Origin of the sequence: Ornatilinea apprima, from assembly GCF_001306115.1 — a bacterium.
In the GTDB taxonomy this organism is placed as follows: Bacteria; Chloroflexota; Anaerolineae; order Anaerolineales; family Anaerolineaceae; genus Ornatilinea; species Ornatilinea apprima.
In genome coordinates this window covers 63,863-87,410 of the sequence record NZ_LGCL01000016.1, presented here as the reverse complement: position 1 = coordinate 87,410, position 23,548 = coordinate 63,863, and the positions used below count along the sequence as shown (strand labels likewise).

Sequence of the window (23,548 nt, the reverse complement as noted above, 5' to 3'; positions counted from 1 at the left end):
GATAGTATGGGTTGAGACCACGCAGGCACAAAGAACCTTCCAGGTTAACTCATAAGAGCCGGGTGCGCCTACCCGGCTCTTATTCTTGAAAGGAGAAGAAGATAAAGTTGTCTTGTTGCCTGCTGTTGAAACTATCATACCTGCCCGGCGCTTTTTGTGCTTGACGCAAAACCTACGCTCACCCACCGATTAGAAAATGATGGCAAAAAATGGTGCGGGATTCATCCCACAGTGACCATCCTGGCTTTCACCTCTTCCAGCCGGGACTCCAGCACCGTTCTTGGGGGCGCTGCCGTCCAGCGCGGCCCTCCTTCAATCCAGAATGAAGCCGCCACGGCGCCCCTCGCGCAGGCCTCTCGCAGATTGTTTTCTTCAACCCAGCCGGTGAGAAACCCGCCGCAGTACGCATTCCCGGCGCCCACCTCGTGCCGCACCGGCGCCTTCACCGCCGGTGCGTGAACGATCTCACCCGTGCCCGGGTTGGCAGCCCAGGAGCCTTGATCACCTATACGCAATACAAATAGGGCTTTTCCCAGGCGCATAAACCGTTCGCAGAGCTTCTCTGGCGTGCCTTCACCGACGAGGGAATACGCCTCCTGCAAATTCACCGAGAAGATGTCCACGCAATTCAGCAGACCTTGCAGCTCTGCTGGCGACACCGGCCGCCCGGCCGGGCGAAACGCTTCCACGCTGAGCACTCTTCCTGGCGCTGCTTTAATCGCCCACAGGCGTTCAAAGTCAAATTGATCGGGGTGAATCCCCAGGTGCCAACCACGCGCCCTGCGGTAGGCCTCTGGCAGGTCTTCCAACCGCCAGCCTAACTGGCGCGCAATCGCTTCTCCTGCCGACCTCCACACCTGTTGCCGGTTTCCATTGCGGCTCATTACCTGCAAAGCCCGCAGCGTGGGCCAATCGGAAGCGGCCAGACCCTGAGTATCGATCTGATGTGCGGCGAACCAATCGCGCGCCTCACCGGGAAGGTCGCGCCCCACGCCCGAAACAATCCCCACATGCTGAGAGAACAGGCTCATCCCAAACGCGGTTTGCGGTCCGCCACCCCCCAACACAGACGATTGAAGGGTTCCATCCGGCATGGCGATATCATCCAGAATCAGGGTAAAAGCCAGGTAATCAATCATCGTTCACCAACGCGGGAACATTCACCCGATACTCAGCCAGCAGCGCCAGCACTTCCTGAAGGGTGGGCATTTGCCGGCCTGTGCCCTGCTTGCGCGCCTTGGCGGCCCCCACCGCGTTGGCAAAAGCTGCCACTTGCTCCGGTGCCCAACCCTGCAGCCAGGCAAACATCAAACCGGCATTGAAGGCGTCTCCCGCCCCGGCTGTATCGGCCACAGAAACAGGAAAACCGGCATGTTCAACTTCTTGATCCGACTGAAATACGACACAACCCTGGTTGCCGCGTTTCACGCAAACCAGATTCACCCCTTCGGCGAGAAAGCGCTTTACCGAATGAAGTTCGCAACTGCCGGTCAGCGGAAAAATTTCCTCCTGGTTCAGGCAGATGACCGCGCTCTGGCGCATCACCTGCTGAAGCAGAGCAGGTTCAATGCGGGCAGCCAGCGGCCCGGGGTCAAAAAAGATGGGTATCCCCCATTGGCACGCGAATGCCAGCGCGGAGGGAATGGCCGGGCGCACGCGCTCTTCCAGCAGCGAATAACCCCATAACTGCAGCGCGTCGCAGGTTCGCAGCGCTTCTTGCCACATGGTAGAGAAGCACACCGGCCTGCCATCTGCCAGACTGCCGAGAAACGCATGGCTATCTTCTTTGTCCTTCAGCACAAACACGGTTGAGGTGCGCTCGTCCTTATGAATCTCCACCAACTGCGTGGCGACGCCCTCTTGTTGGAACAGTTCCAATAATTGCCTGCCAAACGGATCGCCCCCTGCCACACCCAGCGCGGTTGCTTTCAGGCCCAGGCGCGCCGCTGTGATGAGAAAGTTGCCCGCCCCGCCTGGCTCGCTGCGCACGGCTCCAGTTTGCTGGTGGCCTTTCACCTCTACCGGCAGTCGTACCTCTTCAACCAGAATATCCAGCACCAAGTCGCCAAGAGAAACCACCTGGTTGCTTGTCCGTCTCCGCTTCATCACGCCTGACATCATGGATATCTCCCGCTTTCAGCCGTTATCCCTGGCGGGAATGGATATCAATGAACGCGATCCCCTCTTCCCAGGTAACCGGCATGGCAAAATCATAGCGGTCCAAATCCATGGTGAGGGGAATATCAGCGGAGGGAAAGTCGGGGTCGTCAGGATTGGTAAACAGCCCGGCTACAAGCGAATTTTTGACCCGTTCCAGGTACGGCCGCGGATCTGGCTGCTTATCGGATAGGAGTGCCGCGAGATAATCGGCCAGCGCCACATCTTCATCACCCCGTCCATCGTCCCGGATACCGGTGGAAACAAAGTTCACCTCCGCGGGCTTCAGCGCGCGAATGGCGCGCGCGGTTGCCCCGGCCACACAAAAGCTGGCCGCGAAAATCTTTTCGGCCTGGCGGCTGCGCACCACGCCTTGCGTTCCCGAAGTGGTGCGTTGTATTACCGTTTTTCCTTGAAAATTGATTCTGCTCAATTGCGATGGCGAATTGCCAAAATCAAACTCTGGCACCTTAATCCCCTCGATTTCACCCATCACCACCGCGTTGGGCAGGCGCTGGCGCAAAGCCAGCGCTTCTTCCACACCGCTGACCAGGTAATCGCGTTGCGCTCCGCCAGCCAGCACAACGGCCGCGCAGGTGAACGCCCGCACCACATCAATTACAACCACTACGCCGCTGGCATGGTGACAATCGTCCAATGACCAATATTTGTATCGCATCGTGCCTTCCTCATCTACCTGTACGGCCTGAGCCACGCGCAAACGCAAGCCCGAATGAAATATTCTATCGCGATTCACGTGCCGCCATCATCCGCGAAGCGGATTTATGCTTTATAATTTTCTTAAAAATATATCCAATTTGATCCATTTCAAGAAAAAATTTTCACGCGAACCAGGAGATTATATGCCAAATTCCTCTTCCTCTAAAGTCGGTGTTTATGTGGATGTCGTCAATATGTACCGCAATGGTGGCCAGCGCATGCGTTACGACGTTTTGCGTGAATTCGCCTGCCGCGATATGGCAGAGCCCCTGCGCTTAAACGCCTATGTCAGTTACGACGCAGAACGCGCCGGGCAGGATTATGCTTACAAAGAGGGCATCAATAGTTTTCATTCTGCGCTGCGCGACCTGGGATTCAAAGTGATTGTCAAAGAAATTCGCTGGTATCAGGACGAATCGGGAAACCGCTATGGAAAAGCTGATGCGGACCTGGACCTGGCAGTCGACGCGATGGTGCAGTCTCAACATCTCGACAAGGTTCTCATCGCCAGCGGCGACGGCGACTTTGTACGCCTGGTTCAGGCACTGCAGAACCGCGGCTGCCGGGTTGAAGTGGTCGGTCTTAGCAACGTTTCGCGCGCGCTGCGTGAAGAAGCCGATCTCTACGTCTCCGGCTTCTTGATTCCCAATTTGATCCCCATTGAGCAGGACCAGCAAGTAAATTGGGGAGACGTAGGCTCGCGCACGCGCGGCTGGTGTTACTGGCATCACGCTTCGCAGTCGTTTGGCTTCTTGCGCTTCATGAAGACGATCAATAACAATCTGTGGCTCACCGATACCCGCAATCCTCTCTCGCCCTTTGGCACGGCCTTCTTCCACGACTCGGAGCTGCCCTATGACCGCATTTCGGCCAACCAGCTCCCCAGCCGCAACCTGATTTTTGAATTTGAACTGACTGAATCGGAACGCGGCCTGCAAGCAGTGGATATTCAGCTTATCTCACGATTATAAGATTCACGATTGAAAGATACGCGGTTAAACAAAGTAATGGCTTCCATGCGAAAATACGGGATTCCAATCCTCCTGGTGCTGATCGTCCTGGCGGCGCGATTTATTCCCGGCCCACGTACGATTGATGACGCCTACATCACCTTCCGTTACGCTCGCAACATTCTGGCCGGTCAGGGCTTTGTTTTCAACCCCGGCGAGAGAATCCTGGGCACCACCACCCCCTTTTACACATTGAGCATGGTTAGCCTGGCCGCCTTCACCGGCGGCACAAACGCGCCTTTCCCCTGGCTGGCTCTGATCTACAACACCGCTGCTGATTCCCTGAGCGCTTTGATTCTATGGCAGATTGGCAAGCGCCTGAAATGCGAGCTAGCGGGGTTCGCCGCCGGGCTTCTTTGGGCCGTGGCGCCCTTTTCCGTCTCTTTCGCCATCGGCGGCATGGAAACCAGCGTGTATGTCTTTCTGCTGCTGGCATCGGTTTACGCCTATCTCCACCAAAAGCGGGCTCTCACCACCCTGTTTGCCGCCTTTGCCATCCTCACCCGCCCCGACGCGCTCATTCTGGTGGGGCCCCTGGCTTTGGACCGCCTGGTGCGCGCCCTGCGAATGGGAGAAAAACTCACCCTGAGGGAAATCGTGGCTTTCTTTGTTCCCACCCTGGCTTGGGCGGTCTTTGCTGCCACCTTCTTTGGCAGCCCCATCCCGCATTCCATTCAAGCCAAGCTGGCCGTCTACCGCCTGGACGAACATGCCGCGCTGATCCGCCTCATCCAGCATTACGCCAACCTGCTGCACCAGTACAATTTTCTGGGGTCAACCGGCACACTGCTGGGGATTCTGATCTTCCCGGCCTTATATATTGCCGGCGCGCTGAACGCCTGGCGCGCCGAGAAGCGCCTGCTGGTTCTGCTGCTTTATCCCTGGCTCTACTTCCTCACTTTCGCTCTTCCCAATCCACTGATCTTTCGCTGGTATCTCACCCCGCCCCTGCCAGCCTATTTTCTGTTTTGCCTGGTTGGGCTGCAGGTTGTGCTGAACAAACTGCTTAAAATCACCGCCGGCGCGCGCCAACCGGTCTGGAAACTGGCTGTCTTGGGACTGCTGATCGTCATCCTGCCTTTTGCTTCCCTGGTCTCCGCCTGGCAGCTCCATCCCAGCCACGGACCCGACCGCCCCGCCCCGGAAATGGCCTGGTTCGAGCTGGAGTTACTCTACCAGAAAGCCGCCCAGCAGATCAAACCTCTCTTAAGCCCAGGCCAAGTGCTGGCCGCCGGAGACGTGGGCATGCTTGGTTTCGTTACCGATGCCTATATTCTTGATACGGTGGGTCTCAACTCCGGCCAGACGCTGGACTACTACCCCATCCCGGCTGAGTCGTATGTAACCAACTACGCCATTCCGACCCGCCTGATCCTTGAAGAGCAGCCCGACTGGATTATCATCCTCGAAGTGTACGGGCGAAAAACTTTCCTGGCAGACCCGCAGTTCCATGCGGCATATCAACTGTGGGATAGCCTGCCCACCGATATTTACGGCAGCAAGGCCATGCTCATTTATCACCGCACTCAGCGGTAGAAATGAATCTGTTTTTCCATCATGGTGTAGAGGAAAATCCCGCTCATGGAAAGCATCCAATCTTTATTCCGCGTTGGCCACGGACCCTCCAGCAGCCACACCATTGGCCCGCAGCGAGCCGCTGAGGACTTCTATAAACGCGTGCCGCATGCCAGCTCCATTCGGGTAACCCTCTTCGGCAGCCTGGCAGCCACCGGGAAAGGCCATCTCACCGATTTGGCGATCACCCGCGCGCTGGCGCCTTGCCCGGTTGAGTTGGTCTGGAAGCCGGATGAGCTGCTGCCAGCTCACCCCAACGGTATGCGCTTTGAAGCGCTGGATGAACAAGGCCAGCAGATTTCCGTCTGGCAGGGATACAGCGTTGGCGGGGGCGCCATTCTGGAAGAAGGGCAAAAACCCTCAGAAGCCGCTTCGGTTTATCCGCTTGGGTCTATGCGCGACATCATGAAATTGTGCACACAAACCGGGCAGGCTTTTTGGGAGTATGTGGAAACGCAAGAAGGCCCGGAAATTTGGGGCTTTTTGAGTTTCATCTGGCAAACCATGCAGCAGTCCATTCAGCGTGGTCTGCAAGCTGAAGGAGTCTTGCCGGGAGGGCTGGGGGTTTCCCGCAAGGCCAGCGTTTATTACCGCAAAATCAAACTCAACGGCGCCAATTTTCTCAAACATGGCTATCTTCCCGCTTACGCGCTGGCAGTCGCCGAAGAAAACGCCACCGGCGGGCTGATCGTTACGGCCCCCACCTGCGGATCGGGCGGAGTGCTGCCGTCTGTGCTGAAGCATGTGCAAGACCACATGGACTGCAGTGAAGCGGTGATCCTGCGCGCTCTGGCCACCGCCGGCCTGATCGGAAATTTGATTAAACACAACGCCTCCATTTCTGGCGCAGAAGTCGGATGCCAGGGAGAAATTGGCTCGGCCTGCGCCATGGCCGCCGCGGCCGCCACCCAAATTCTGGGCGGTACCATCCGCCAGATTGAATATGCGGCAGAAATGGGCCTTGAGCACCATTTGGGCCTTACCTGCGACCCGGTGAATGGCCTGGTGCAAATCCCTTGCATTGAGCGCAATGCCTTTGCCGCCACCCGCGCCATGGATTGTGCCAGCTACGCCCTTTACTCCGATGGCACGCACCGCGTTTCTTTTGATGAAGTGCTGCAGGTAATGAAGCAAACCGGCCATGATTTACCCTCACTTTACCGCGAGACTGCATCAGGCGGATTGGCATTGACCTACCGCTTCCCACCCCAATCACCAGCAGACACCCGCAGCGGGGACTAGATCAAAAGTTATACAGCTTATACTCCCTTCCATACTGAAGGGTTAAAATGAGAGCAATGACCTACGAATTGCCCTTATTTCCCCTGCACATGGTACTTTTCCCGTCGATGCCGGTGCACCTCTATATTTTTGAACTGCGTTATCGGCTGATGATGCGCGAAGTGCTGCAAAGCAACCAGACCTTTGGGGTTGTGCTCATCCAGCATGGCATGGAATCGCTGGGGCCGCTCGCCAAAACCTACAAAATTGGCACTGCCGCCCGCATTGTGGAAGTGGAGCCGCTCGAAGGCGGCACAATGAATATCGCCGCCATTGGAACCGAGCGCTTTCGCATTGTGAAAATCACCAGAGACCACCCCTACCTGATCGCGCAGGTAGAACCGCTCCCTTTAGACATTCAGGACGAACAGGCCTTTTCCGGCAGCGCAGCCCGGCTCAGAAACAACGTGCGCGGTTACCTTGCCATGGTTACCGAGCTAATGCGCAACGCCAAAAATGACGAAGAGCGCATGGACCTGAATGAGCTGGAACTGCCCGAAGATCCGCAAACATTTGTGCAGATGGCCGCGTCACTCCTGCAGCTTCCCACTATTGAGAAACAAGATTTGTTATCCTCGGAAAGTATGGATGTGTTGGTGAACAACATCGCCCGCCTCTACCGCCGCGAGCTGCAGGTGAACCCCCATCTTCAAGACATCAGCGAACAGGAAGCCGCCCGGGCCGCCTGGTTGAATTAGTCTTCTTCCCCATCAAATTCAACCGAATACCAGTGCTCTTCTTCCTGCAGGCCGTGCTCTTGCTGGTCTTCAGGGGTCAGCGGATCGTCCATGCGCACTTGCAGAATAATGCCCGCTGTGCGGATTCCATTGGGCGTCATCACACGGCGCACGCGATAGCGAAGAAAGTATTGTTTCACCAGCTCCTGGTTCAACACATCTTTCACTGTGCGCACACTGACAGCTGCCCGTTTGGCCAGCTCGGCCATCTCGGTTTCCACCTCGTTGCGCAGCTCGCCGGTCAGCGGATTCCAATAACACATCGAGCGCGAAGCCAAAATGATAGCCACCGCCGAATGGCCGATTATCGGCTGCCACTGCTGCAAAAAGTACAGGGTTACAAACATGCCCCGTTCCGGCTGGATGACGGCCGCGCGCTTGCTGCCGTAGGCGCGCTGCAACATCACCTTGCGCGGAGAAGGCTGCGCGGGCTTGGCGGCAACTTTTTTTGTTTTCTTGCCGGGTTCAATGTCTTCCGGGAGCGTGTCTGAAATGGCTGTGTCGCCATCCGATTCTTCTTCGGATTCATCCTGCTCAGATTCGGCTGCCGGTTGATTGGAAAAACCATTGGATACAACCACGCGCAGATCAATCGCCTCGCCAAACACCCCCTCCAACAACCGTGTGATCCGGCTGCGCAGGCGGTTATCCACCCAGTCCCGCGCGTATGGGTTGAAAGCGCCCAGGGTAAACACGCCCTCTTTGAATCCAAGCGGATGGAGCGGCTGAACCCAGGTATCAAACAAGGTTCGCGACATCTCCATCTGCAGTTGATTCAACACCATCTGCCAGGCATCCCGGTATCCGGTTACCTTGAACGAGGGTGGTTTACTTTGGACAATGTGCTCCATTTAATTTCACCTTCCAAAAGGCTGTAACGCCTTTTGCGAACGGCATCCCCTAAACATCTTTTGCTTTGGCAGGTTTGGCGTTTTCTTTTGTCAGTCCGCGAATCTGTCCCTCTAAAAAGTCCACCACCATTGCAAAATCTTCCCGGCGAATATCTTCCGAGCGGCTCACTCCGGTCAGGCGGGTGATATCCATATAAATACCTGGATACGGCTTAGGCACTCCCTGCTCCTGAAGCAATGTTCCCAATGAAGCTACCAGTTGGCGGAGCTGGCCCAATTCCTCAGGTGTCAGGCGTGCTTTGGGGCCGGCCACCTTTTCGAGGCGGGTTACCTGCTGGCGAAGATCGCTAAAGGCTTCACGAATTTGCTGCACCTTCTCTTCGTGCGCCCGGCGCAGGTCAGCCAGCTCCGCTTCTACTTTTTTTGAGATGGTATCCTCAAACTGCTCTTGCTCCGCAACCATGCGAGAAACGGACTCGCGCAGGAATTGGAGTTCACCACGCTCGCTGATCCCAAAATGCTCGGCCAGCACCGTGTGCGCTTCATCCAGAAAGGCGGTCAGCAAATCCCGCGTCTCAGCGTCCTGCACCCGTTCCAGTTCCACCCCCGTAAGAAACAGCGGAACGGACGAGGCCATCAGACACAGGTTTGGCTGCGGGCCGCCGGGTGTGTTCATCTGGATTGTGGCTGTGTAGGGAGCAAAGTAGCCTTGCTGCCGCAATAACCGCCGGCGCTGCGCGCGTTGGTCCAGACCGAACGCCTCACACAACGAGCGCACCGAAACGTAGCCTTTTCCATCCCGCAGATCAGCCGTGGCGATTTCTTTTCCGCGAAAGAGCAGTTTTCGTTCTTGCTCGGGTTTAAAAACAGGTGGTCCACCAGCCATTCAGTTGTTCCTTTTCTCAAGGGAGGGCCATGATGGCCTCCCCCTGCATGACTACACGATCTAATAATTTCTTCCTTTTATTTGACGAATTTTTGGAAGAAATTATTTCTCTCCAATCATTCGCTGCACCAGGTCTTCCAGCGTCTTCGGATTTCCCTGATCCTGGATACGCGCAAGGCGGGCGGAGCAAACCCGTGCCAAAATTCCCACCGTTTCGCCGGTAGAAACCTTGCGGTCAAGCAGGTCGGAAAGCCGTTTTTGCCACTTGTTCAGCTCATGGATTTCACCCTGGGAGAGGGTTGTGCCGATTTTCCGGCGCGGAACAGGGGATGGCGGCCTGCCCGGTGTTCTGGAGACTTCAATTTCAGTGATCATCGACCGGGCTTCGTATAGCTGAACCCAGGCCGTCTTGGAGGAGGAGGAAGCTCTCGGAGGGGTCATTTCTCAATCACCTCTTGAACAATATCCAGATTGATGAACGGCTCATCACTGGTCAGAAGATAGTCGGTTGCCAGCGCGCACAGACGGATGATCTCACGCGGCACGCCGTCAGACCGTTCGTACAGCAACTCAAAAGCATCGTCATCGATGAGGGGTTCGCTGCGCCCAGCCACCCGCAGGCGGAAGATCACCATTTGCAGGGCGCTCGCCAGGGTTAAGGGGGGCAGCACCAGGCGCACAAACACACGCGCGTTCACGGCTTTGTTGGCTTCAAATAAGGGAATAATTTCCCGCTGGCCAAACGCCAGCACCTGCACTACTTTGGAGTCGTAATCAAAGTTGTAAAGGCGGTGAATCACTTCCAATGCCTCGGCGCTCATTAATTGGGCATCATCCAGCAGCACCACTACGTTGCGGTTGGCGGTGTACGCTTCGGCCACCTTCTTTTCCAGCCCTTCCATCTGGCGCTGAAAGCTGCGCTGGGGGGGCACGTTCAGCGCGTTGGAGATCTGGCGCGCCGCGTCCATCGCCGACTTGAATGCGGCGGTATGGATATAGCAAATTTCTACGCCATCTTCTGAGGCGTAGAGATCATACAGCCGCCGGGCAAGTGAGCTTTTGCCCATTCCCATATCCCCATTAATCAACGCCAACCCGCGCCGGCGAGAGATCACCGCTAAAGCCTGCCGGTATACTGACAGATGCTCGTTTCCGAGGTATAAATAACGCGGGTCTGCGGATAATTTGAAAGGATCTTCTTTGAGACCAAGCCGCTCCATGCGCGCAAGACGCCACTCATCATCGCTGAACGTATCCAACATAGGCTATCTCCTCCAAAGTTGACCCTATTATTGCACCGAATCGATTCAATTGCAATAGAATTAGCGCAACTTACAGCTAGACCCATGATAATTAGCACAACTTTATTGAAGCTAATCTCCATTTGTGCTAATATAGACTATATCGTCCTGAAAATGGTATTCATTCTGGTAATGATACTCATCTGTTGTACATCTTCGTGAGGAAGCCCATGGCAATCACCATCACCATCGCAAATGAAAAAGGCGGTGTGGGAAAAACCACAACCGCGGTAAACCTGGCTGCCGGTCTGGCGCTGCGCCTGGAGGATCAACCCGGCGCCCTGGGAAGAGTTCTGCTGATTGATATGGATCCGCAGGGGCATGCCCTGCTTGCTTCGGCTTTTGGCCAGCACGAGGCTCCGGCTCACCAATCCCTGGCTGCCCTGCTGACCGAATCGCCGCCGCCCTCAGCGCAGCGCTTTCTGCAGCACGCTCAGCACCATCCCAATCTATTTCTGCTGCCCGGCAACCGCAACGCGATGGTAGACGCTTCGCGCATTTTGCCCAGCCTGATGGCCAACGAAAGCCGCCTGATGCGCGCCATTGAGCCGCTTCAGTCGCAATTTGCCTACATTATTATTGACACGCCTCCAACGATTGGCGATTTGCTGGTCAACGCCCTGGTTGCCGCCACCGATGTCATCATTCCGGTGGAAACCAGCTATCTGGGCGTCTCTGGCTTGCGCGAACTGCAAAAGACCATCGAACAGGTGCGGATGCACTTCCGGCCCGATCTGCGTGTGTTGGGATACCTGCCCACCTTATGCGACGAACAGCGCGGCGAAACCCACGATATTCTCAACGAGCTGACTTCCCGCTACCCCCACCAGGTTTTCAATCCCATTCACAAATCCACCGACCTGGCCTATGCCCATTCCACCCACATGGATGTCTTCACGTACCGCCCGCCCCGCGCGCGCACCAGCGAAGCTATCGCCTCCAGTTCGCGGGCAACCCAGGAATACGCCGAGCTGGTTGAAATTGTTCTCAACGCCACCTGGCAGCGGGTTTCAGGGAGGTAATCAATGGCAACCAGCAAACGCAAGCGTTTCAGCGCCTTTGACGATTTCCAAGCCCCCCAGGATGAGCCGCTTCCCGCTCCAGATCCCTCCAATGTTTCTTCATTATTCTCAAGCCAGCTGCGTGTGGAGCCCGTTCAGCAGGTGGAACGCATCGAGCGCCTGAAGCCGAGCCAGATGCTGCCCGACCGCTTTCAGCCGCGCCGCCTGCTGCCCGCCGCCCTGCGCGACGCCTTTTTTGCGGGCGAGCTGGACTGCTACGAAACCGCCGCGGAGTGGTTTACCCTCTCCCGTCAGGACGCCGGCCACCGTACCATCGTTGACCGGCTGCTTGCCATGGGTTCTTCTTTTGAAGAGCATGGGCAAATCAAACCGATCACCGGCTCCTGGGTTCCGGCCGAGGATGGCAGCTACATCTTTTTAATCGAGACGGGCGAGCGCCGTTTTTGGGCTGCCTGCCTGCAAATGATTAAAGAGCAGCGCAAAGACGAACCCCTGCTGCGCGTTGAGGTTGTGGAAAAGCCTACCCGCCAGCGCCAGGTGCTGGAAAATCGCCACGCCGAAAACCCCTCGGCTGTCAGCCAGGCCTGCGAAGTGGCCTCTCTCATTTTGGCTGAGCTGGGTAAAAATCCAGACGGTTCTTACACCGATGAATACGAGTATTTCCGCCAGGCGCGCGCCCAGCGCATGCCCGCCGGTCTGTGGGATCAGATCAAGCCCATCATGCAGCTCACCCGGCCGCGCATGGTGCAGCTGCTCAACATCCTGCAATTCCCCTCTACCCTGCTCGACATGGCCGACCGCTATCGCCTGCCCGAGCGCGTGCTGCGCGAAGTGCTGGCCTTCCCGCCCGAACAATGGGAAGAGATGCTCAAAGTCAGCATCCAAAACGAATTGACCTCCGATGAGGTCAGCGCGCTGGCGGAAAATGACCAGGCGCGTCCCGGGCAGGCGCAAGCCGCCCGCCCAGCGAAAAACGCAAAAGGCAAAACCAGCCCTGGAAAAATTGCCACCAGCGGTATTCGCCGCTTTTCCAACGCGCTGGTCGAACTGGATCGCATGCTCCAGGAAGAGGTGATGGACCAGGTGGCAGACGACCTGGCAGCCAGCGAAGAAGCCTCCGACACACTCACCTTTCTGGAAGAGCTGGTCGCCCTGATCCGCGTCCGCATCCATTCGAAATAACCAATCCTTTTCACACACCCCACATTCCCCGATTCGTAACCGCGGTTACGAATCGGGGAATGTCTTTTAATGCCAGTCGATTTCTGCTTTGGCCGTCAATATCATAGATGGATGGAATGAATCAAACGGCCATTTTTACCCCTCTTTTTCCGAGGACATATCGATCTATGTCTTGATAGAACAAAATCGCTGATAAGCCTTCTGATCTAACAAAGGGGCGACCCTGATATAATGTCAAAGTCGCCCCTAAGGGTCTACCCTTGACAAATGGGGGCGCGACCCTGTAAAATAGGAAGGGTCGCCCCTTGAAGCAAAATTTGCTGTCTTTTTTGAACTCCTTTCACCACGGATCAACTGCCCATGAACATTATCGCTTTTGCCAATCAAAAAGGCGGCGTTGGTAAAACAACCACCGCCGTCACCCTCGCGGATGGACTGGCTCGTTTGGGTCATAAAACGCTGCTTGTCGATCTCGATCCGCAAGGCCATGTCGCTATCGCATTGGGAATGGAAAAGACCCCCGGACTGTACCGCCTGATCTGTCTGGATGAGCGCCTGGAAAAAGTGGTTATCACAGCCCGCCCCAACCTGGATATTCTCGGGTCCGATAAACGCACTGAGAAAGTCAAACGCCAGATCACCCTCTCCGATTTTCGTGAATCCATCTTGCTGGACACCCTTCAGACGTCCTCTTATGAATTCATTCTGCTGGATCTGGCCCCCTCGCTGGATGTGTTGCACATCAACGGCCTGGTTGCCAGCGACTGGGTCATCATCCCTACCCGTCTGGACGCGCTGGCGGTGGACGGTGTAAAAGAGATTTTACTGACAATGGGAGAGGTGGCGCAGCGCGGATATTCCTTCAAAGGCTATGCTATCCTGCCCACCTTCTTTGACCGCACCACTCGCGAAACGCTCACCCAATTTCAAGAAATTACGCGCGCTTTCGGCACCAACGTCTGGCCGCCAGTCCCGCAAGACACCCGCGTGCGCGAATCGGCCGCTTTTGGAAAAACCCTGGAAGAATACTCTGCCAGCAGCCCGGCGATGGTGGGTTTCCAGGATGGACAGCGCCTGGTAGGCGGTTACCGGCAGGCCCTGCACAAATTATTGGAGATGACCTATGCCTGAAAAGTCATTTGAACGCCGCCCCATCCTGGACCCGATTGTGGCGGATTTGCTGGCCGGCATGGAACAAAAACAGGCCGAAGCGCAGCTGCCGCGCAGGCAGCGTGAAAAGAAAATCCGCGAGCGGCAAAAGATCCGCGCCCGCCGCGACCAGCGCGCTACCTACGATCTGCCGCCATTTCTGCGCCAGCGGGTCAAATCGTTGGCTGAAGAACACAGCGTCCCGGCCAGCCAGCTGGTAACCCTGGCCCTTCTGCAGTTCTTTGAAGCGTACGATCAGGGGCAAGTGGATCTCAGCGAGTTGAAGCAACCTTCTCGCAGTCCGCGTTACGACTGGAACCTGGTTTTCCCGGATAAATGGATTAAACCCGAAGAACGCAAGCGCAGCAAAAAAGCGTAACCGCGGTTACACATTGCAATGGTATGACCCCGTCAAGCAATTTCTTAAGAAGACTATTTCTTAAAGTTGTAGGAAGAGTCGTTTAAAGAGTCGTTAATTAGGAATCACGTGCAAATTTTGCATTCAGGAGAGATGCAGATTTTGCACTCACTCGGAGTGAAAAAAATGCCTTCAGGACCCCCTGAGGGCATTTTTTTCCTTCAGGCCAGAAGGTAAATTTTGCCCGCTGGCCTGGAGACATTTTTTGCACTCAGGCCAGCATGAAATTTTTGCCTGTTGGCCTGAGTGAAAATTCTGCATGCAGGCCAGGGTGAAAAATCTGCATTTAGGAAAAACACTGAAAATTGAATTGAAGCTAAAATTGTTTGATGTAGCCTTGTTTTGCGCGTTGCGCTATCGTTTATCGATCATCTGTTAAGTGGAGGTTAATGTGTCGCAATTTGATTTTCCGCTCAGCGAGCTTGAAGTGTACAAGCCGGAGCGTACAGAGCCTGCCGATTTTGACGCTTTCTGGCAAAAAACACTGGAGGCGGCGCGCGCGTTTCCGCTGGACGCCCGCTTTGTGCCTGCCGAATTTGGACTTGAAACCCTGGACGTGTGGGACGTTACTTTTAATGGCTATGCCGGCCAGCCGATCAAAGCCTGGATGATGATCCCTAAAGGACAGAAGAGCAAACTGCCTTGCGTGGTGGAATTCATCGGCTACGGCGGCGGACGCAGCTTTCCATATCATTGGCTCTCCTTTCCCAGCTGCGGGTACGCTTACCTGGTCATGGACACGCGCGGCCAGGGCAGTGTCTGGTCGCACGGCGATACCCCCGACATGGACGATTCGACCTCTTCTCCGCAGGTTCCCGGCTTTATGACGCGCGGCATTCTCAGCCCTGAGACCTATTACTACCGCCGCTTGATGACGGACGCGGTCCGCGCGGTGGAGACCGCTGCCAGCCATCCACTCGTGGACGCTGATCGTGTGGTGGTGACCGGCGGCAGTCAGGGCGGTGGGATAAGCCTGGCGGTGGCTGGGTTGGCGCCCTCAGTGCTGGCTGCCATGCCCGATGTGCCTTTTCTCTGCCATTACCGGCGGGCTGTGCAGATCATCGACAGTTACCCTTACGGCGAGATCGTTAAGTTCTGCCATACCCATCGCGATAAGGTGGAGACTGTTTTCCACACGCTCTCGTATTTCGACGGCCTCAATTTTGCCGTCCGCGCCAAAGCCAAAGCCTTATTCTCAGTTGGTCTGCGCGACGAGACCTGCCCGCCCTCAACCGTCTTCGCCGCGTACAATCATTATGCCGGTGAAAAAGAGATTCGTGTTTATGAGTTCAACAACCATGAGGGTGGTGAGCTTTTCCACCTCCGGCAGCAGATCGCGTTTTTGAAAACAATCTTTTCGTAACCGCGGTTACACTTATCTGCGCGATTACAAGTAAAGAAAGAAAATTCCCGCCCGGTGCTCTGGGCGGGAATTTCGCCTAAAGGGATGCGCCCTGTTTGGTTTTTTGAAACAGTTTCAACAGCCCGTAGACAAGCGGTAAAAACAGCGCGCTGCAGGTGAACACTGCCGGCGAAACAGGGGTCGTTGATTCTACCGCCACCGCATATTGGGTGGCGCTGCCGGTCAGGCGTTCATCGAAGGGCCGCACCATCAGGTAATACTGCCCGTCCTCTGGGGCGGTCCATTCCATCGTAATTGCCTGGTTCATCTCTTCCGCGCTCGTTTCCATCAGCACTGCGTAGCGGTCAGGCGCGATGATCTGCACGGCAGCAGACGCGCCCGCGTCGACCGGGTTGACTTTGATGGTGTATTTCTGTCCGGCAGTGGCCTCAAAGCTCAGCCAATCCACGTCTTGCGCTGCGCAGAAATTGTGCTGCTGCGACTGGTTGATTTCCAGCCTGGCCGCGCCCGTCCAGGTATTGTCGCTGCCGTTATTCTCATAAGCGTCGGGGGTGCAATCGACCATAATTCTTGTCAGCGTTTCAGCACTATCCGTGAACGCTTCCTGGTTCCCGGCACTGTCCACGCCGCGCAGCCGGAAGCCATAGGAGGTACCGGGTGTGCCCAGCATCCAGAAATCGCGCTGTTGCGGGTTGATGGCTTCGGCCAGCATGGACCAGGCGCCGCCATTTTCCTGCACTTGCAAATCGAAATACGCCAGGTCTTCGCTGCCTTGCTGCACGCTCCACTCCAGGTGAATCGCGCTGGACCCCCATTCGGCCGGCAGGGTTTTGAGCGCGGTCACGGGGGCGGGGTCGGCCGGCTGCACTTTAAACTCCAGTTTGGCTTCACTTTCACCGCTGAGGTTGCGCGCCCAAACCGTCCATGTATACTTTCCGGCAGGGAGCTTGCCCACTGCCCAGCTTGTGCTGCTTTGCCAGTTCAATTCTTGCCGCCAGCCCTGTTCACCCGCCAGCACGCTGCGAAATTCCACGCCGCTTTTTGCGCTGCCCCAGGTCAGCTCGATCTCACTTGCATCGGTGATGTTCGCTGAAGGGATTTTAAGGGAGGGAATGGCGGGTATCTCTGGCCGGATGGAAACAGCCAGTGACGAAATGCTGTCCGTTCCAATCTTATTGTCAGACAAATCAGAGTCATTCTGTAGAATGTTTTCGCTGTTGCCTGCCAGGTTGGCATCACTGAAGAGCCGCGCCATCACATTGGTGCCCACCTGGATGGAACTGGCGCTGTTATCGGCCAGATACCCAAACTGGGCGCTGGTTAAATAGTCTCCTATCGGAAAGGTGTGGCAGCTGCCGGTGAAACTTTTCTCGCTGTAAAGGGCCACTTCATTCGGCCCCGGTGCGCAGGCGGGGGGTTGCCCGGGACAGGTGTACTGCTTCTCCAGCTGTGTCAGGCCCGGTAATCCGTTGGAGAGTTTTCCCGATTCATCCAGCACCTGCAGGGAGATGAAGAATCGGCCGTTGGGAATATTTTTTGCGCATAGATTAATCTTCGTGGTGAACTCGCTTTTCGTTATGATCGGTCCAATCGGGTACCAATCGCCGGTGGTATTTGCCATCACCTGCACCGCCGTAATGCCGCTATCATCCTTGGCCCACCCGCTGACGGTTAATTCGGGTTGGGTGTAGATGGTGTTGGCGGCTGGTTGGGTGATGCCGCCAGTGGGGCGCTCCGTATCGCCATTTCCAGAGACATACCAGTTGCCGGTCTGGCACTGTGTGCCGTAGCTAGGAAAATTGGACGCTTCGTAGCAGGTGCGCGGCCGCCCGCCGTTATCGTTGACGTCATCGAAAGAAATATCCACCGAGGTTCCCCAGTGGGTGGTGGTGCTGGTGTGCACGTGGAAATGCAGGTGGTGCCCGGTGCTGTATCCGGTGTCATCCACAATGCCGATGAATTGTCCCTGCACCACCTCCGCGCCTGGCACGCGCAGCTCGGGCGGAATGCTGTCTTGCGCCAGGTGATAGTAGACCTGATAGGTAGTCGGTACAGTCGTGTTGTCCTCCAGGACGATGTAATTCGTATTGGAGGTATTTCCATTGGGATATTGCCACACGGCGTATTTCACCCGGCCGCCTTTGGCCGCCAGGATCGGCCACATCGTTCCATCGGCGAAGTCGAAAGCATACAGGCAGGTGGATGGGCAGGAGCGGTAAATAAACACATGCCCAATGCTGCCGGTAACACGCCGGGCAACCCCGGCTTCCCAGGGCAATTTATAACCGGTATAAACCGGGTGGTCTTTGGGGGTTTGCTGCACAGCAGGCATATAAAGATCGCGTGTGGCCTGGTCCAGCATTGAATCGGGGACGCTTTGCAATTCAGCCACCCATTCTCCGTCCGATTGCAGAGTTACTTTCCAAGCCGCAGAGGGGCCCTCGCGTTTTGCGATGGCCAGTCCGGGTTCGCCGGGCAGAATTTCACCTGTTTCCCGGTCCACCAGGGCCAGCCACAATAGCGCCAGGGTACGTTCAGTGTTGTATTGGATGTGATCAATCTTCACATCATTAATCAAATAAGCCAGCACATCTTCTCCATTTTCCTGCACTTTTTCGGCCAGCGTCTTTTGAAAGGCGGTTACTTCCGCTTCTCCAGGTTGGATGGTCAGCGGCAGGGTTTCCACGTCCGGCTCTTCCGTGGAGAGCGATTGCTTCTGTTGCGGAGCGCAGGCGGTAACCAGAAGGCCCAAAGCCAGCAGCACCATCCATAACCCTGATCCAGACTTTTTAATTTGAGGCATGGAGAATCTCCCTGAAAACGGATAAATTTCTATCAGCCGATTCAGTTGCACTATTTATGCCAGCCCCGCAAGGCAGCGAATCAACGCCGTCTGCGGCAGGGCGTTCTTGAAGACAAGGGAGAAACTCCGTCTGATCATCGAAAAGAACGCGAAATGAAAGTATAATTCGGGGTAACTTACTCGTAATTTTAGGAGCGCGAATGCACACGCACGAAACTGAACAAGAACAGGGGCATAATTATCACCATGACCATTTTGGTCACCACCATCACACTGACGACTCGCTAAACAATATCCGCGTGGCTTTTTTTCTCAACCTGGGCTTTACCATCCTTGAAATTGTCGGCGGCTTGTGGACCAACAGTCTGGCGATTCTATCGGATGCCCTTCACGATTTGGGAGACAGCTTTTCGCTGGGTATGTCTTGGTATTTGCACCGCCTCTCCACCCGCAGTCGTGATAATCATTATTCGTATGGATACCGGCGGTTTTCTCTTTTGGGGGCGCTGTTGAACACGCTGGTTTTGATGGGTGGCTCCGTTGTCATTATTGGGCAGGCTATTCCGCGCGTTCTACATCCCGAAGAATCAAACGCGCCGGGTATGGTCTTATTCGCCGTGATCGGTATTCTTGTCAACGGCGCGGCGGTGTTGAAGCTGCGCGGCGGGCAGTCATTAAACGAACGGGCGGTGGCGCTTCACCTCCTGGAAGATGTTCTGGGGTGGGTGGCCGTGCTGGCGGTGAGCGTGATACTACTCTTCACCGACTGGCATTTTCTTGACCCGCTTTTGTCACTGATGATCACCCTCTACGTTTTGATCAATATATTCAAAAATCTGCGTAAAACCCTTACACTGTTTCTTCAAGGTGTGCCCGAAGATGTGGATTTGCAGCAGTTGGATACTGAAATCCTGAAGCTGACCAATGTGATCTCCACCCATCACACGCATGTCTGGTCGCTGGATGGTGAGCGTCACGTTTTGACCACCCATGTGGTGATCCCACACACGGTCAGCCGGGAAGAGGTTTTGAAATTGAAAGAAGACATTCGCGGAATCACCGAACGCATGAATTTTGCCCACACAACAGTAGAAGTGGAGTTTTCAGACGAAGAATGCCGCATTAAAGAAGACTGCTAACCTGGTGCTGCATCTCTCGAATCTCACCCATTCAAGGGGGGGCCATCATGGCCCCCCCCTTGCGTTGGCTTTTAGGGGATATAATCAATTTGTTGGTTACTTTTTTTCACGCAAAGACCTCAACCCAAATCAAAGCGCAGCAAAGAAAGAATTGTAATTGATGAACGGATTTCCACTACCGATGGCAGCTGCTTTGTTGGTCGGCCTTTTTATATCCGTTGGCCTGGCATTTTATGCCATCAGCCAGCGCTCAGCGCGCGGCGCTTTGCCGCTTGGCATGATTTTAACTGCTTCAGCCTGCTGGCTGGTTTGTTATGCCTTTGAACTGCGTGGGGTAACCCTGGAAAGTAAATTGACCTGGTACGTGGTCAAGACGATTTTCACAACCCTTCTTCCCAGTATCTTGCTGCTGTTTAGCCTGGATTATACCCACCGTACCCACTGGATTAACTGGCGCATCTTCGTTTTGCTGGCTATCGAACCGGTTGCCATTCTCGCGCTTCTGTGGACCAACTCGCTCCATAAACTGTATTACTTTTCCGTTTCGGTGGAGGAGTTCTTTAACGGGTTGTCCGTCCTGCTGTTTGAGTTTTCGGTTGGCTATTACGCGCATGTCATTTATTCCTATCTCTTAATCCTTATTGCCATTTCGGTTGTAATGGTTCAATATCTGCGCGCGCCGCGCCTGTTTCGCCGCCAGGCGGCAATAGTAATGATTGGCATTTTACTTCCAGCGGCAGTGGGCCTGGTGGCCATGGCCTACCCCACTGTGTTTCAATATCTTGAGATTGTGCCCCTCACGCTGGCGTTCAGCCTGCCGATCGTTGCGGTGGGGGTGTTTCGTTATCAGCTTCCTGATTCAATGCCCATTGCCCGCGAGCATATTCTGGACAATATTAAAGACGCGGTGATTCTTTTGGACGCGAAGGCGCGCATTTTAGATATCAACCTGGCTGCCAAAAAGATTTTAGGAGACCAGGGAAAGATTGCGATTGGCAAACCATTGCAGATTCTGGCGCCGTCCATTGCCCGCTTGCTGCCCGATAAAGACCCTGTCCGCTCCTTCCGCACCGAAATCGCGCTGGAAAATGGCGTTGGACGGCGAATTTATGAGGTACGCGGCACGCCAATCAACGCCGGAGATGGGCGGGTGTCTGGCCGTCTACTTTTATTGGACGACATCACCGACCGCAACCAGGCGCAACAGTTCTTGCGCGAAAGCGAAAACCGTTTTCGCAGCGTGGTAGAGCTGCTGCCCGATGGTCTTTCCATTCACTGTGATGGAAAAATTGTATATGCCAATCTCACTTTCGCGCGCATGGTAGGCGCGGCCAACCCCGAGCAGTTGATTGGCAGAAATGTGCTCGAATTTGTTCATCCCGAATACCATGAGATTGTCTTTGAGCGTATGCTCGAGACGTATGGGGGTAGACCAGTCAGCCCGATGATCCAAAAAATGGTGGGGCTCGACGGAAAAATCACCATCACCGAAGTAGTCAGCATTCCGGCCAGTTTTAAGGGAAAAACGTTTGCTCATGTGATTCACCGTGACCTGACCGAGAAACTACGCGCGGAAGAAGAACAACGTTTGCAGGTTTCGGCGCTTAACGCGGCAGCTAATACCATTGTCATCACCGACCGGACCGGCAAGGTCATTTGGATCAACCCGGCTTTCACGCACCTGACGGGTTACACCAACGAAGAAATCGGCGGGCGCAACCTTCGCATCCTCAATTCGGGGCATCACGATCTGGCTTTTTATCAAAACTTATGGGAAACCATTTTGTCCGGAAAGGTCTGGCGGGATCAAATTATCAACCGTAAAAAAGATGGCAGTCTGTATGTGGAAGACATGACCATCACGCCGGTGTCGAACCAGAAAGGCGAAATCTCCCATTTTGTTGCCGTGAAGTATGACGTTACCGAACGCAACCGGGCCGAAGAGGCACTGCGCGCCTCAGAAAACCTTTACCGCACGACCATTGACGCCATCGACGATATGATCTATGTGGTTGATGCGGATTACCGTTTTACCCTCTATAACTCCACTTTCTTGAAATGGCTGCAAGAAAACCATCTGGCGGAAGGCGATGTGCTTGGGCAGTCCCTATCCGAAATTTTGCCCTTCCTCACCGAAGATCACCTCAGCCAGTACCGCCAGGTTTATGAATCGGGCAGCACCCTGGTGACCCAGGAGCTGACCGAGATCAACGGTAATCACATCATGGTGGAAACGCGGAAATCGCTTGTGCACGCAGATGATAAACCACCCCGCTTTGTTACGGTGGTCAGGGATATTTCTGATCTGAACCGACGACAGCGGGAACGAGAAGCCATTATTGAAGTCGCCGCAGCCATGCGTGAGCTGAACCAGCGCTCTGAACTGCTGGAAGTTCTGTTGAAGCAATTGAATAAGTTATTGGATTCGGAGGCTTCCAGTGTGGTTCTGCGTAATGCGGCAACCGGCCATCTTTCCGTTGAGCTGGCTACCGGCAAATGCGCCCATTTGAGCGGCCAGGACGTGCAAGGGACGACTAGCGCTTCTCATCAGGTGATGGCAGGCGGCAAGTTATATGTGAACAACCAGACGCTCGAACAGCCAGGCATCCTTCAGCAAGAATTGCTGCAAGGGGTCAAGGCGATTGCTGGCGCACCGCTGATGGCTTCGCGACAGGTGATTGGTGTGCTGTGGGTGGGGCGAGCCCGTGATTGGACGGACAGTGAACTGCGCATTCTCAACGCGGTTGCCGATATGGCCGCCAACGCCATTCAAAGGACAACCCTGCATGAACAAACCCAGCACCGTCTGGAGCAGCTTCAAGCTCTTCAGGTGGTGGATCAGGCCATTACCAGTTCGCTTGATCTGCGTGTGATCCTGGATATTCTGCTTGAAAAGGTAACCACACAATTAAGAGTGGATGCGGCTGATATTCTGTTGTATGATGCCAGCACCGAAATGCTGCGGTTTGCAGCCCGGCGCGGATTTCAAACCCAATCTACCCAGCGTTCTTATATCCGCCTGGGAGAGGGGAATGCGGGCCGGGTGGTGTTGGAGCGCAAAATTATTGCCATTCCAGATATTCGTGAAGGCAATCAGCAGGAATTGTCTTACCGCTTGATGGCTTCGGAAGGGTTTGTAACCTATTACGGCGTGCCGCTGACCGCCCGCGGCCAGGTGCAGGGGGTGCTGCAAATCTTCCACCGCACGCCTTTTGAGGCCGGGCCAGAATGGCTGGATTTTTTGCAGGCGCTTTCTGGGCAGGCAGCGGTTGCCATTGATAACGCCATGTTATTCGATGGCATGCGCAAAGCCAACCTCGATCTGCGCCGCGCCTACGATGAAACCATTGAGGGGTGGGCGCTGGCTCTGGAATATCGCGACCAGGAAACGGAAGGTCATAGCCGGCGGGTGACGGAATTAACCGTCCGGCTGGCGGAGTATTTGGGGATTAGCGGTGAAGACCTGCTCAATATTCGCCGCGGCGCGATCCTCCACGATATTGGCAAAATGGGCATTCCCGATAATATTCTGCAAAAACCGGGTCCGCTGACCGACAGCGAGCGTGAGATTATGAAGCAGCACCCGGTATACGCGTATAAAATGCTCTCTACCATTGATTTCCTGCTCCCGGCGCTGGATATTCCCTATTGCCATCACGAATACTGGGATGGAACCGGTTATCCGATGAGCCTGAAGGGTGAAGAGATACCGCTGGCCGCGCGTATATTCGCGATTGTGGACGTGTGGGATGCCTTGAATTTTGACCGCCCTTATCGCCCGGCCTGGGAAAAAGAAAAAGTTGTCGAATATGTCCAGGGTCAATCTGGCAAGCAGTTTGACCCGCAAGTGGTGCAGGCCTTCTTCAAGATGTTGGAAGAAGAGTCTGCCGCATCATCGCCTGAATAATATCGAAGGGCCGTATCCATCTGCCTTGTTTTGCGTCTTAAAGAGTA

Annotated in this window: 19 protein-coding genes; 11 read left to right on the top strand and 8 right to left on the bottom strand. The window is 55.2% G+C overall.

Translation table 11 applies throughout. The features are described from left to right. Nucleotides 1-221: 221 nt before the first annotated feature. The 3 genes from ADN00_RS05520 to ADN00_RS05510 are packed head-to-tail and all read right to left on the bottom strand — an operon-like array spanning nucleotide 222 to nucleotide 2,836. Nucleotides 222-1,139, bottom strand: a complete 918-nt coding sequence (locus ADN00_RS05520; protein WP_075061966.1) for a carbohydrate kinase family protein — start codon at nucleotides 1,137-1,139, stop codon at nucleotides 222-224. Beyond that, nucleotides 1,132-2,121 (bottom strand): carbohydrate kinase family protein, encoded by a 990-nt coding sequence (locus ADN00_RS05515; protein ID WP_075061965.1) that lies wholly within the window; start codon nucleotides 2,119-2,121, stop codon nucleotides 1,132-1,134. Before ADN00_RS05515 ends, ADN00_RS05520 begins: the two co-directional genes overlap by 8 nt. A 22-nt stretch (nucleotides 2,122-2,143) precedes the next feature. Continuing rightward, the gene (locus ADN00_RS05510; protein ID WP_075061964.1) at nucleotides 2,144-2,836 is read right to left on the bottom strand and encodes a 2-phosphosulfolactate phosphatase; all 693 of its coding nucleotides are present in this window, start codon (nucleotides 2,834-2,836) and stop codon (nucleotides 2,144-2,146) included. A gap of 184 nt (nucleotides 2,837-3,020) precedes the next feature. Here ADN00_RS05510 and ADN00_RS05505 point away from each other — a divergent pair, with 184 nt between their 5' ends. Genes ADN00_RS05505 through ADN00_RS05490 form a run of 4 tightly spaced genes read left to right on the top strand, consistent with a single transcriptional unit; the run spans nucleotide 3,021 to nucleotide 7,441 of the window. Further along, nucleotides 3,021-3,848 carry a LabA-like NYN domain-containing protein gene (locus ADN00_RS05505; protein WP_075062164.1) on the top strand — a complete coding sequence of 276 codons (828 nt, stop codon included), beginning with the start codon at nucleotides 3,021-3,023 and terminating at the stop codon, nucleotides 3,846-3,848. A 36-nt stretch (nucleotides 3,849-3,884) separates the two neighbouring features. Next, nucleotides 3,885-5,423 carry a hypothetical protein gene (locus ADN00_RS05500; RefSeq protein ID WP_075061963.1) on the top strand — a complete coding sequence of 513 codons (1,539 nt, stop codon included), beginning with the start codon at nucleotides 3,885-3,887 and terminating at the stop codon, nucleotides 5,421-5,423. 45 nt (nucleotides 5,424-5,468) lie between these two features. Then, nucleotides 5,469-6,704 (top strand): L-serine ammonia-lyase, encoded by a 1,236-nt coding sequence (locus ADN00_RS05495; protein WP_075061962.1) that lies wholly within the window; start codon nucleotides 5,469-5,471, stop codon nucleotides 6,702-6,704. A gap of 56 nt (nucleotides 6,705-6,760) precedes the next feature. Further along, nucleotides 6,761-7,441 carry an LON peptidase substrate-binding domain-containing protein gene (locus tag ADN00_RS05490; RefSeq protein ID WP_075061961.1) on the top strand — a complete coding sequence of 227 codons (681 nt, stop codon included), beginning with the start codon at nucleotides 6,761-6,763 and terminating at the stop codon, nucleotides 7,439-7,441. Here ADN00_RS05490 and ADN00_RS05485 read toward each other — a convergent pair. The 4 genes from ADN00_RS05485 to ADN00_RS05470 all read right to left on the bottom strand — a co-directional run bounded on the left by ADN00_RS05485 (nucleotide 7,438) and on the right by ADN00_RS05470 (nucleotide 10,479). Next, nucleotides 7,438-8,331: a DnaA N-terminal domain-containing protein gene (locus ADN00_RS05485; protein WP_075061960.1), complete on the bottom strand. Its 894-nt coding sequence runs from the start codon at nucleotides 8,329-8,331 to the stop codon at nucleotides 7,438-7,440. The two genes, ADN00_RS05490 and ADN00_RS05485, sit on opposite strands and share 4 nt — an antisense overlap. 49 nt (nucleotides 8,332-8,380) lie before the next feature. After that, the gene (locus tag ADN00_RS05480) at nucleotides 8,381-9,217 is read right to left on the bottom strand and encodes a phage antirepressor N-terminal domain-containing protein (protein WP_075061959.1); all 837 of its coding nucleotides are present in this window, start codon (nucleotides 9,215-9,217) and stop codon (nucleotides 8,381-8,383) included. Between the two features lie 102 nt (nucleotides 9,218-9,319). Next, nucleotides 9,320-9,658, bottom strand: a complete 339-nt coding sequence (locus ADN00_RS05475; protein WP_152966267.1) for a hypothetical protein — start codon at nucleotides 9,656-9,658, stop codon at nucleotides 9,320-9,322. Beyond that, nucleotides 9,655-10,479, bottom strand: coding sequence for an ExeA family protein (locus ADN00_RS05470; protein ID WP_075061957.1), 825 nt, complete (start codon nucleotides 10,477-10,479; stop codon nucleotides 9,655-9,657). Before ADN00_RS05470 ends, ADN00_RS05475 begins: the two co-directional genes overlap by 4 nt. Nucleotides 10,480-10,688: 209 nt before the next feature. Between ADN00_RS05470 and ADN00_RS05465 the strand changes: the two genes are divergently transcribed. The 5 genes from ADN00_RS05465 (at nucleotide 10,689) to ADN00_RS05445 (ending at nucleotide 15,652) form a co-directional block, all read left to right on the top strand. Beyond that, a complete protein-coding gene (locus ADN00_RS05465; protein ID WP_075061956.1) occupies nucleotides 10,689-11,540 on the top strand; it encodes a ParA family protein in 852 nt (283 codons plus the stop codon). Between the two features lie 3 nt (nucleotides 11,541-11,543). Continuing rightward, on the top strand, nucleotides 11,544-12,722 hold the full coding sequence (locus tag ADN00_RS05460) for a hypothetical protein (RefSeq protein WP_075061955.1): 1,179 nt from the start codon (nucleotides 11,544-11,546) through the stop codon (nucleotides 12,720-12,722). Nucleotides 12,723-13,082: 360 nt separating this feature from the next. Beyond that, the gene (locus tag ADN00_RS05455; protein WP_075061954.1) at nucleotides 13,083-13,853 is read left to right on the top strand and encodes a ParA family protein; all 771 of its coding nucleotides are present in this window, start codon (nucleotides 13,083-13,085) and stop codon (nucleotides 13,851-13,853) included. Next, the gene (locus tag ADN00_RS05450) at nucleotides 13,846-14,250 is read left to right on the top strand and encodes a hypothetical protein (RefSeq protein WP_075061953.1); all 405 of its coding nucleotides are present in this window, start codon (nucleotides 13,846-13,848) and stop codon (nucleotides 14,248-14,250) included. Before ADN00_RS05455 ends, ADN00_RS05450 begins: the two co-directional genes overlap by 8 nt. 430 nt (nucleotides 14,251-14,680) lie before the next feature. Beyond that, the gene (locus ADN00_RS05445; protein ID WP_075061952.1) at nucleotides 14,681-15,652 is read left to right on the top strand and encodes an acetylxylan esterase; all 972 of its coding nucleotides are present in this window, start codon (nucleotides 14,681-14,683) and stop codon (nucleotides 15,650-15,652) included. 76 nt (nucleotides 15,653-15,728) lie between these two features. Here ADN00_RS05445 and ADN00_RS05440 read toward each other — a convergent pair whose 3' ends face one another. After that, on the bottom strand, nucleotides 15,729-18,455 hold the full coding sequence (locus ADN00_RS05440) for a peptidoglycan DD-metalloendopeptidase family protein (protein ID WP_075061951.1): 2,727 nt from the start codon (nucleotides 18,453-18,455) through the stop codon (nucleotides 15,729-15,731). Between the two features lie 200 nt (nucleotides 18,456-18,655). Between ADN00_RS05440 and ADN00_RS05435 the strand changes: the two genes are divergently transcribed. Further along, a complete protein-coding gene (locus ADN00_RS05435; protein ID WP_075061950.1) occupies nucleotides 18,656-19,594 on the top strand; it encodes a cation diffusion facilitator family transporter in 939 nt (312 codons plus the stop codon). A 160-nt stretch (nucleotides 19,595-19,754) separates the two neighbouring features. Continuing rightward, a complete protein-coding gene (locus ADN00_RS05430; protein ID WP_082389909.1) occupies nucleotides 19,755-23,501 on the top strand; it encodes a PAS domain S-box protein in 3,747 nt (1,248 codons plus the stop codon). Nucleotides 23,502-23,548 lie beyond the last annotated feature (47 nt).

What these genes read in the sequence shown, in the direction of transcription:
- ADN00_RS05520 (WP_075061966.1), bottom strand. Translation starts at nt 1,139, where the DNA reads ATGATTGATTACCTGGCTTTTACCCTGATTCTGGATGATATCGCCATG.
- ADN00_RS05515 (WP_075061965.1), bottom strand. Translation starts at nt 2,121, where the DNA reads ATGATGTCAGGCGTGATGAAGCGGAGACGGACAAGCAACCAGGTGGTT.
- ADN00_RS05510 (WP_075061964.1), bottom strand. Translation starts at nt 2,836, where the DNA reads ATGCGATACAAATATTGGTCATTGGACGATTGTCACCATGCCAGCGGC.
- ADN00_RS05505 (WP_075062164.1), top strand. Translation starts at nt 3,021, where the DNA reads ATGCCAAATTCCTCTTCCTCTAAAGTCGGTGTTTATGTGGATGTCGTC.
- ADN00_RS05500 (WP_075061963.1), top strand. Translation starts at nt 3,885, where the DNA reads ATGGCTTCCATGCGAAAATACGGGATTCCAATCCTCCTGGTGCTGATC.
- ADN00_RS05495 (WP_075061962.1), top strand. Translation starts at nt 5,469, where the DNA reads ATGGAAAGCATCCAATCTTTATTCCGCGTTGGCCACGGACCCTCCAGC.
- ADN00_RS05490 (WP_075061961.1), top strand. Translation starts at nt 6,761, where the DNA reads ATGACCTACGAATTGCCCTTATTTCCCCTGCACATGGTACTTTTCCCG.
- ADN00_RS05485 (WP_075061960.1), bottom strand. Translation starts at nt 8,331, where the DNA reads ATGGAGCACATTGTCCAAAGTAAACCACCCTCGTTCAAGGTAACCGGA.
- ADN00_RS05480 (WP_075061959.1), bottom strand. Translation starts at nt 9,217, where the DNA reads ATGGCTGGTGGACCACCTGTTTTTAAACCCGAGCAAGAACGAAAACTG.
- ADN00_RS05475 (WP_152966267.1), bottom strand. Translation starts at nt 9,658, where the DNA reads ATGACCCCTCCGAGAGCTTCCTCCTCCTCCAAGACGGCCTGGGTTCAG.
- ADN00_RS05470 (WP_075061957.1), bottom strand. Translation starts at nt 10,479, where the DNA reads ATGTTGGATACGTTCAGCGATGATGAGTGGCGTCTTGCGCGCATGGAG.
- ADN00_RS05465 (WP_075061956.1), top strand. Translation starts at nt 10,689, where the DNA reads ATGGCAATCACCATCACCATCGCAAATGAAAAAGGCGGTGTGGGAAAA.
- ADN00_RS05460 (WP_075061955.1), top strand. Translation starts at nt 11,544, where the DNA reads ATGGCAACCAGCAAACGCAAGCGTTTCAGCGCCTTTGACGATTTCCAA.
- ADN00_RS05455 (WP_075061954.1), top strand. Translation starts at nt 13,083, where the DNA reads ATGAACATTATCGCTTTTGCCAATCAAAAAGGCGGCGTTGGTAAAACA.
- ADN00_RS05450 (WP_075061953.1), top strand. Translation starts at nt 13,846, where the DNA reads ATGCCTGAAAAGTCATTTGAACGCCGCCCCATCCTGGACCCGATTGTG.
- ADN00_RS05440 (WP_075061951.1), bottom strand. Translation starts at nt 18,455, where the DNA reads ATGCCTCAAATTAAAAAGTCTGGATCAGGGTTATGGATGGTGCTGCTG.
- ADN00_RS05435 (WP_075061950.1), top strand. Translation starts at nt 18,656, where the DNA reads ATGCACACGCACGAAACTGAACAAGAACAGGGGCATAATTATCACCAT.
- ADN00_RS05430 (WP_082389909.1), top strand. Translation starts at nt 19,755, where the DNA reads ATGAACGGATTTCCACTACCGATGGCAGCTGCTTTGTTGGTCGGCCTT.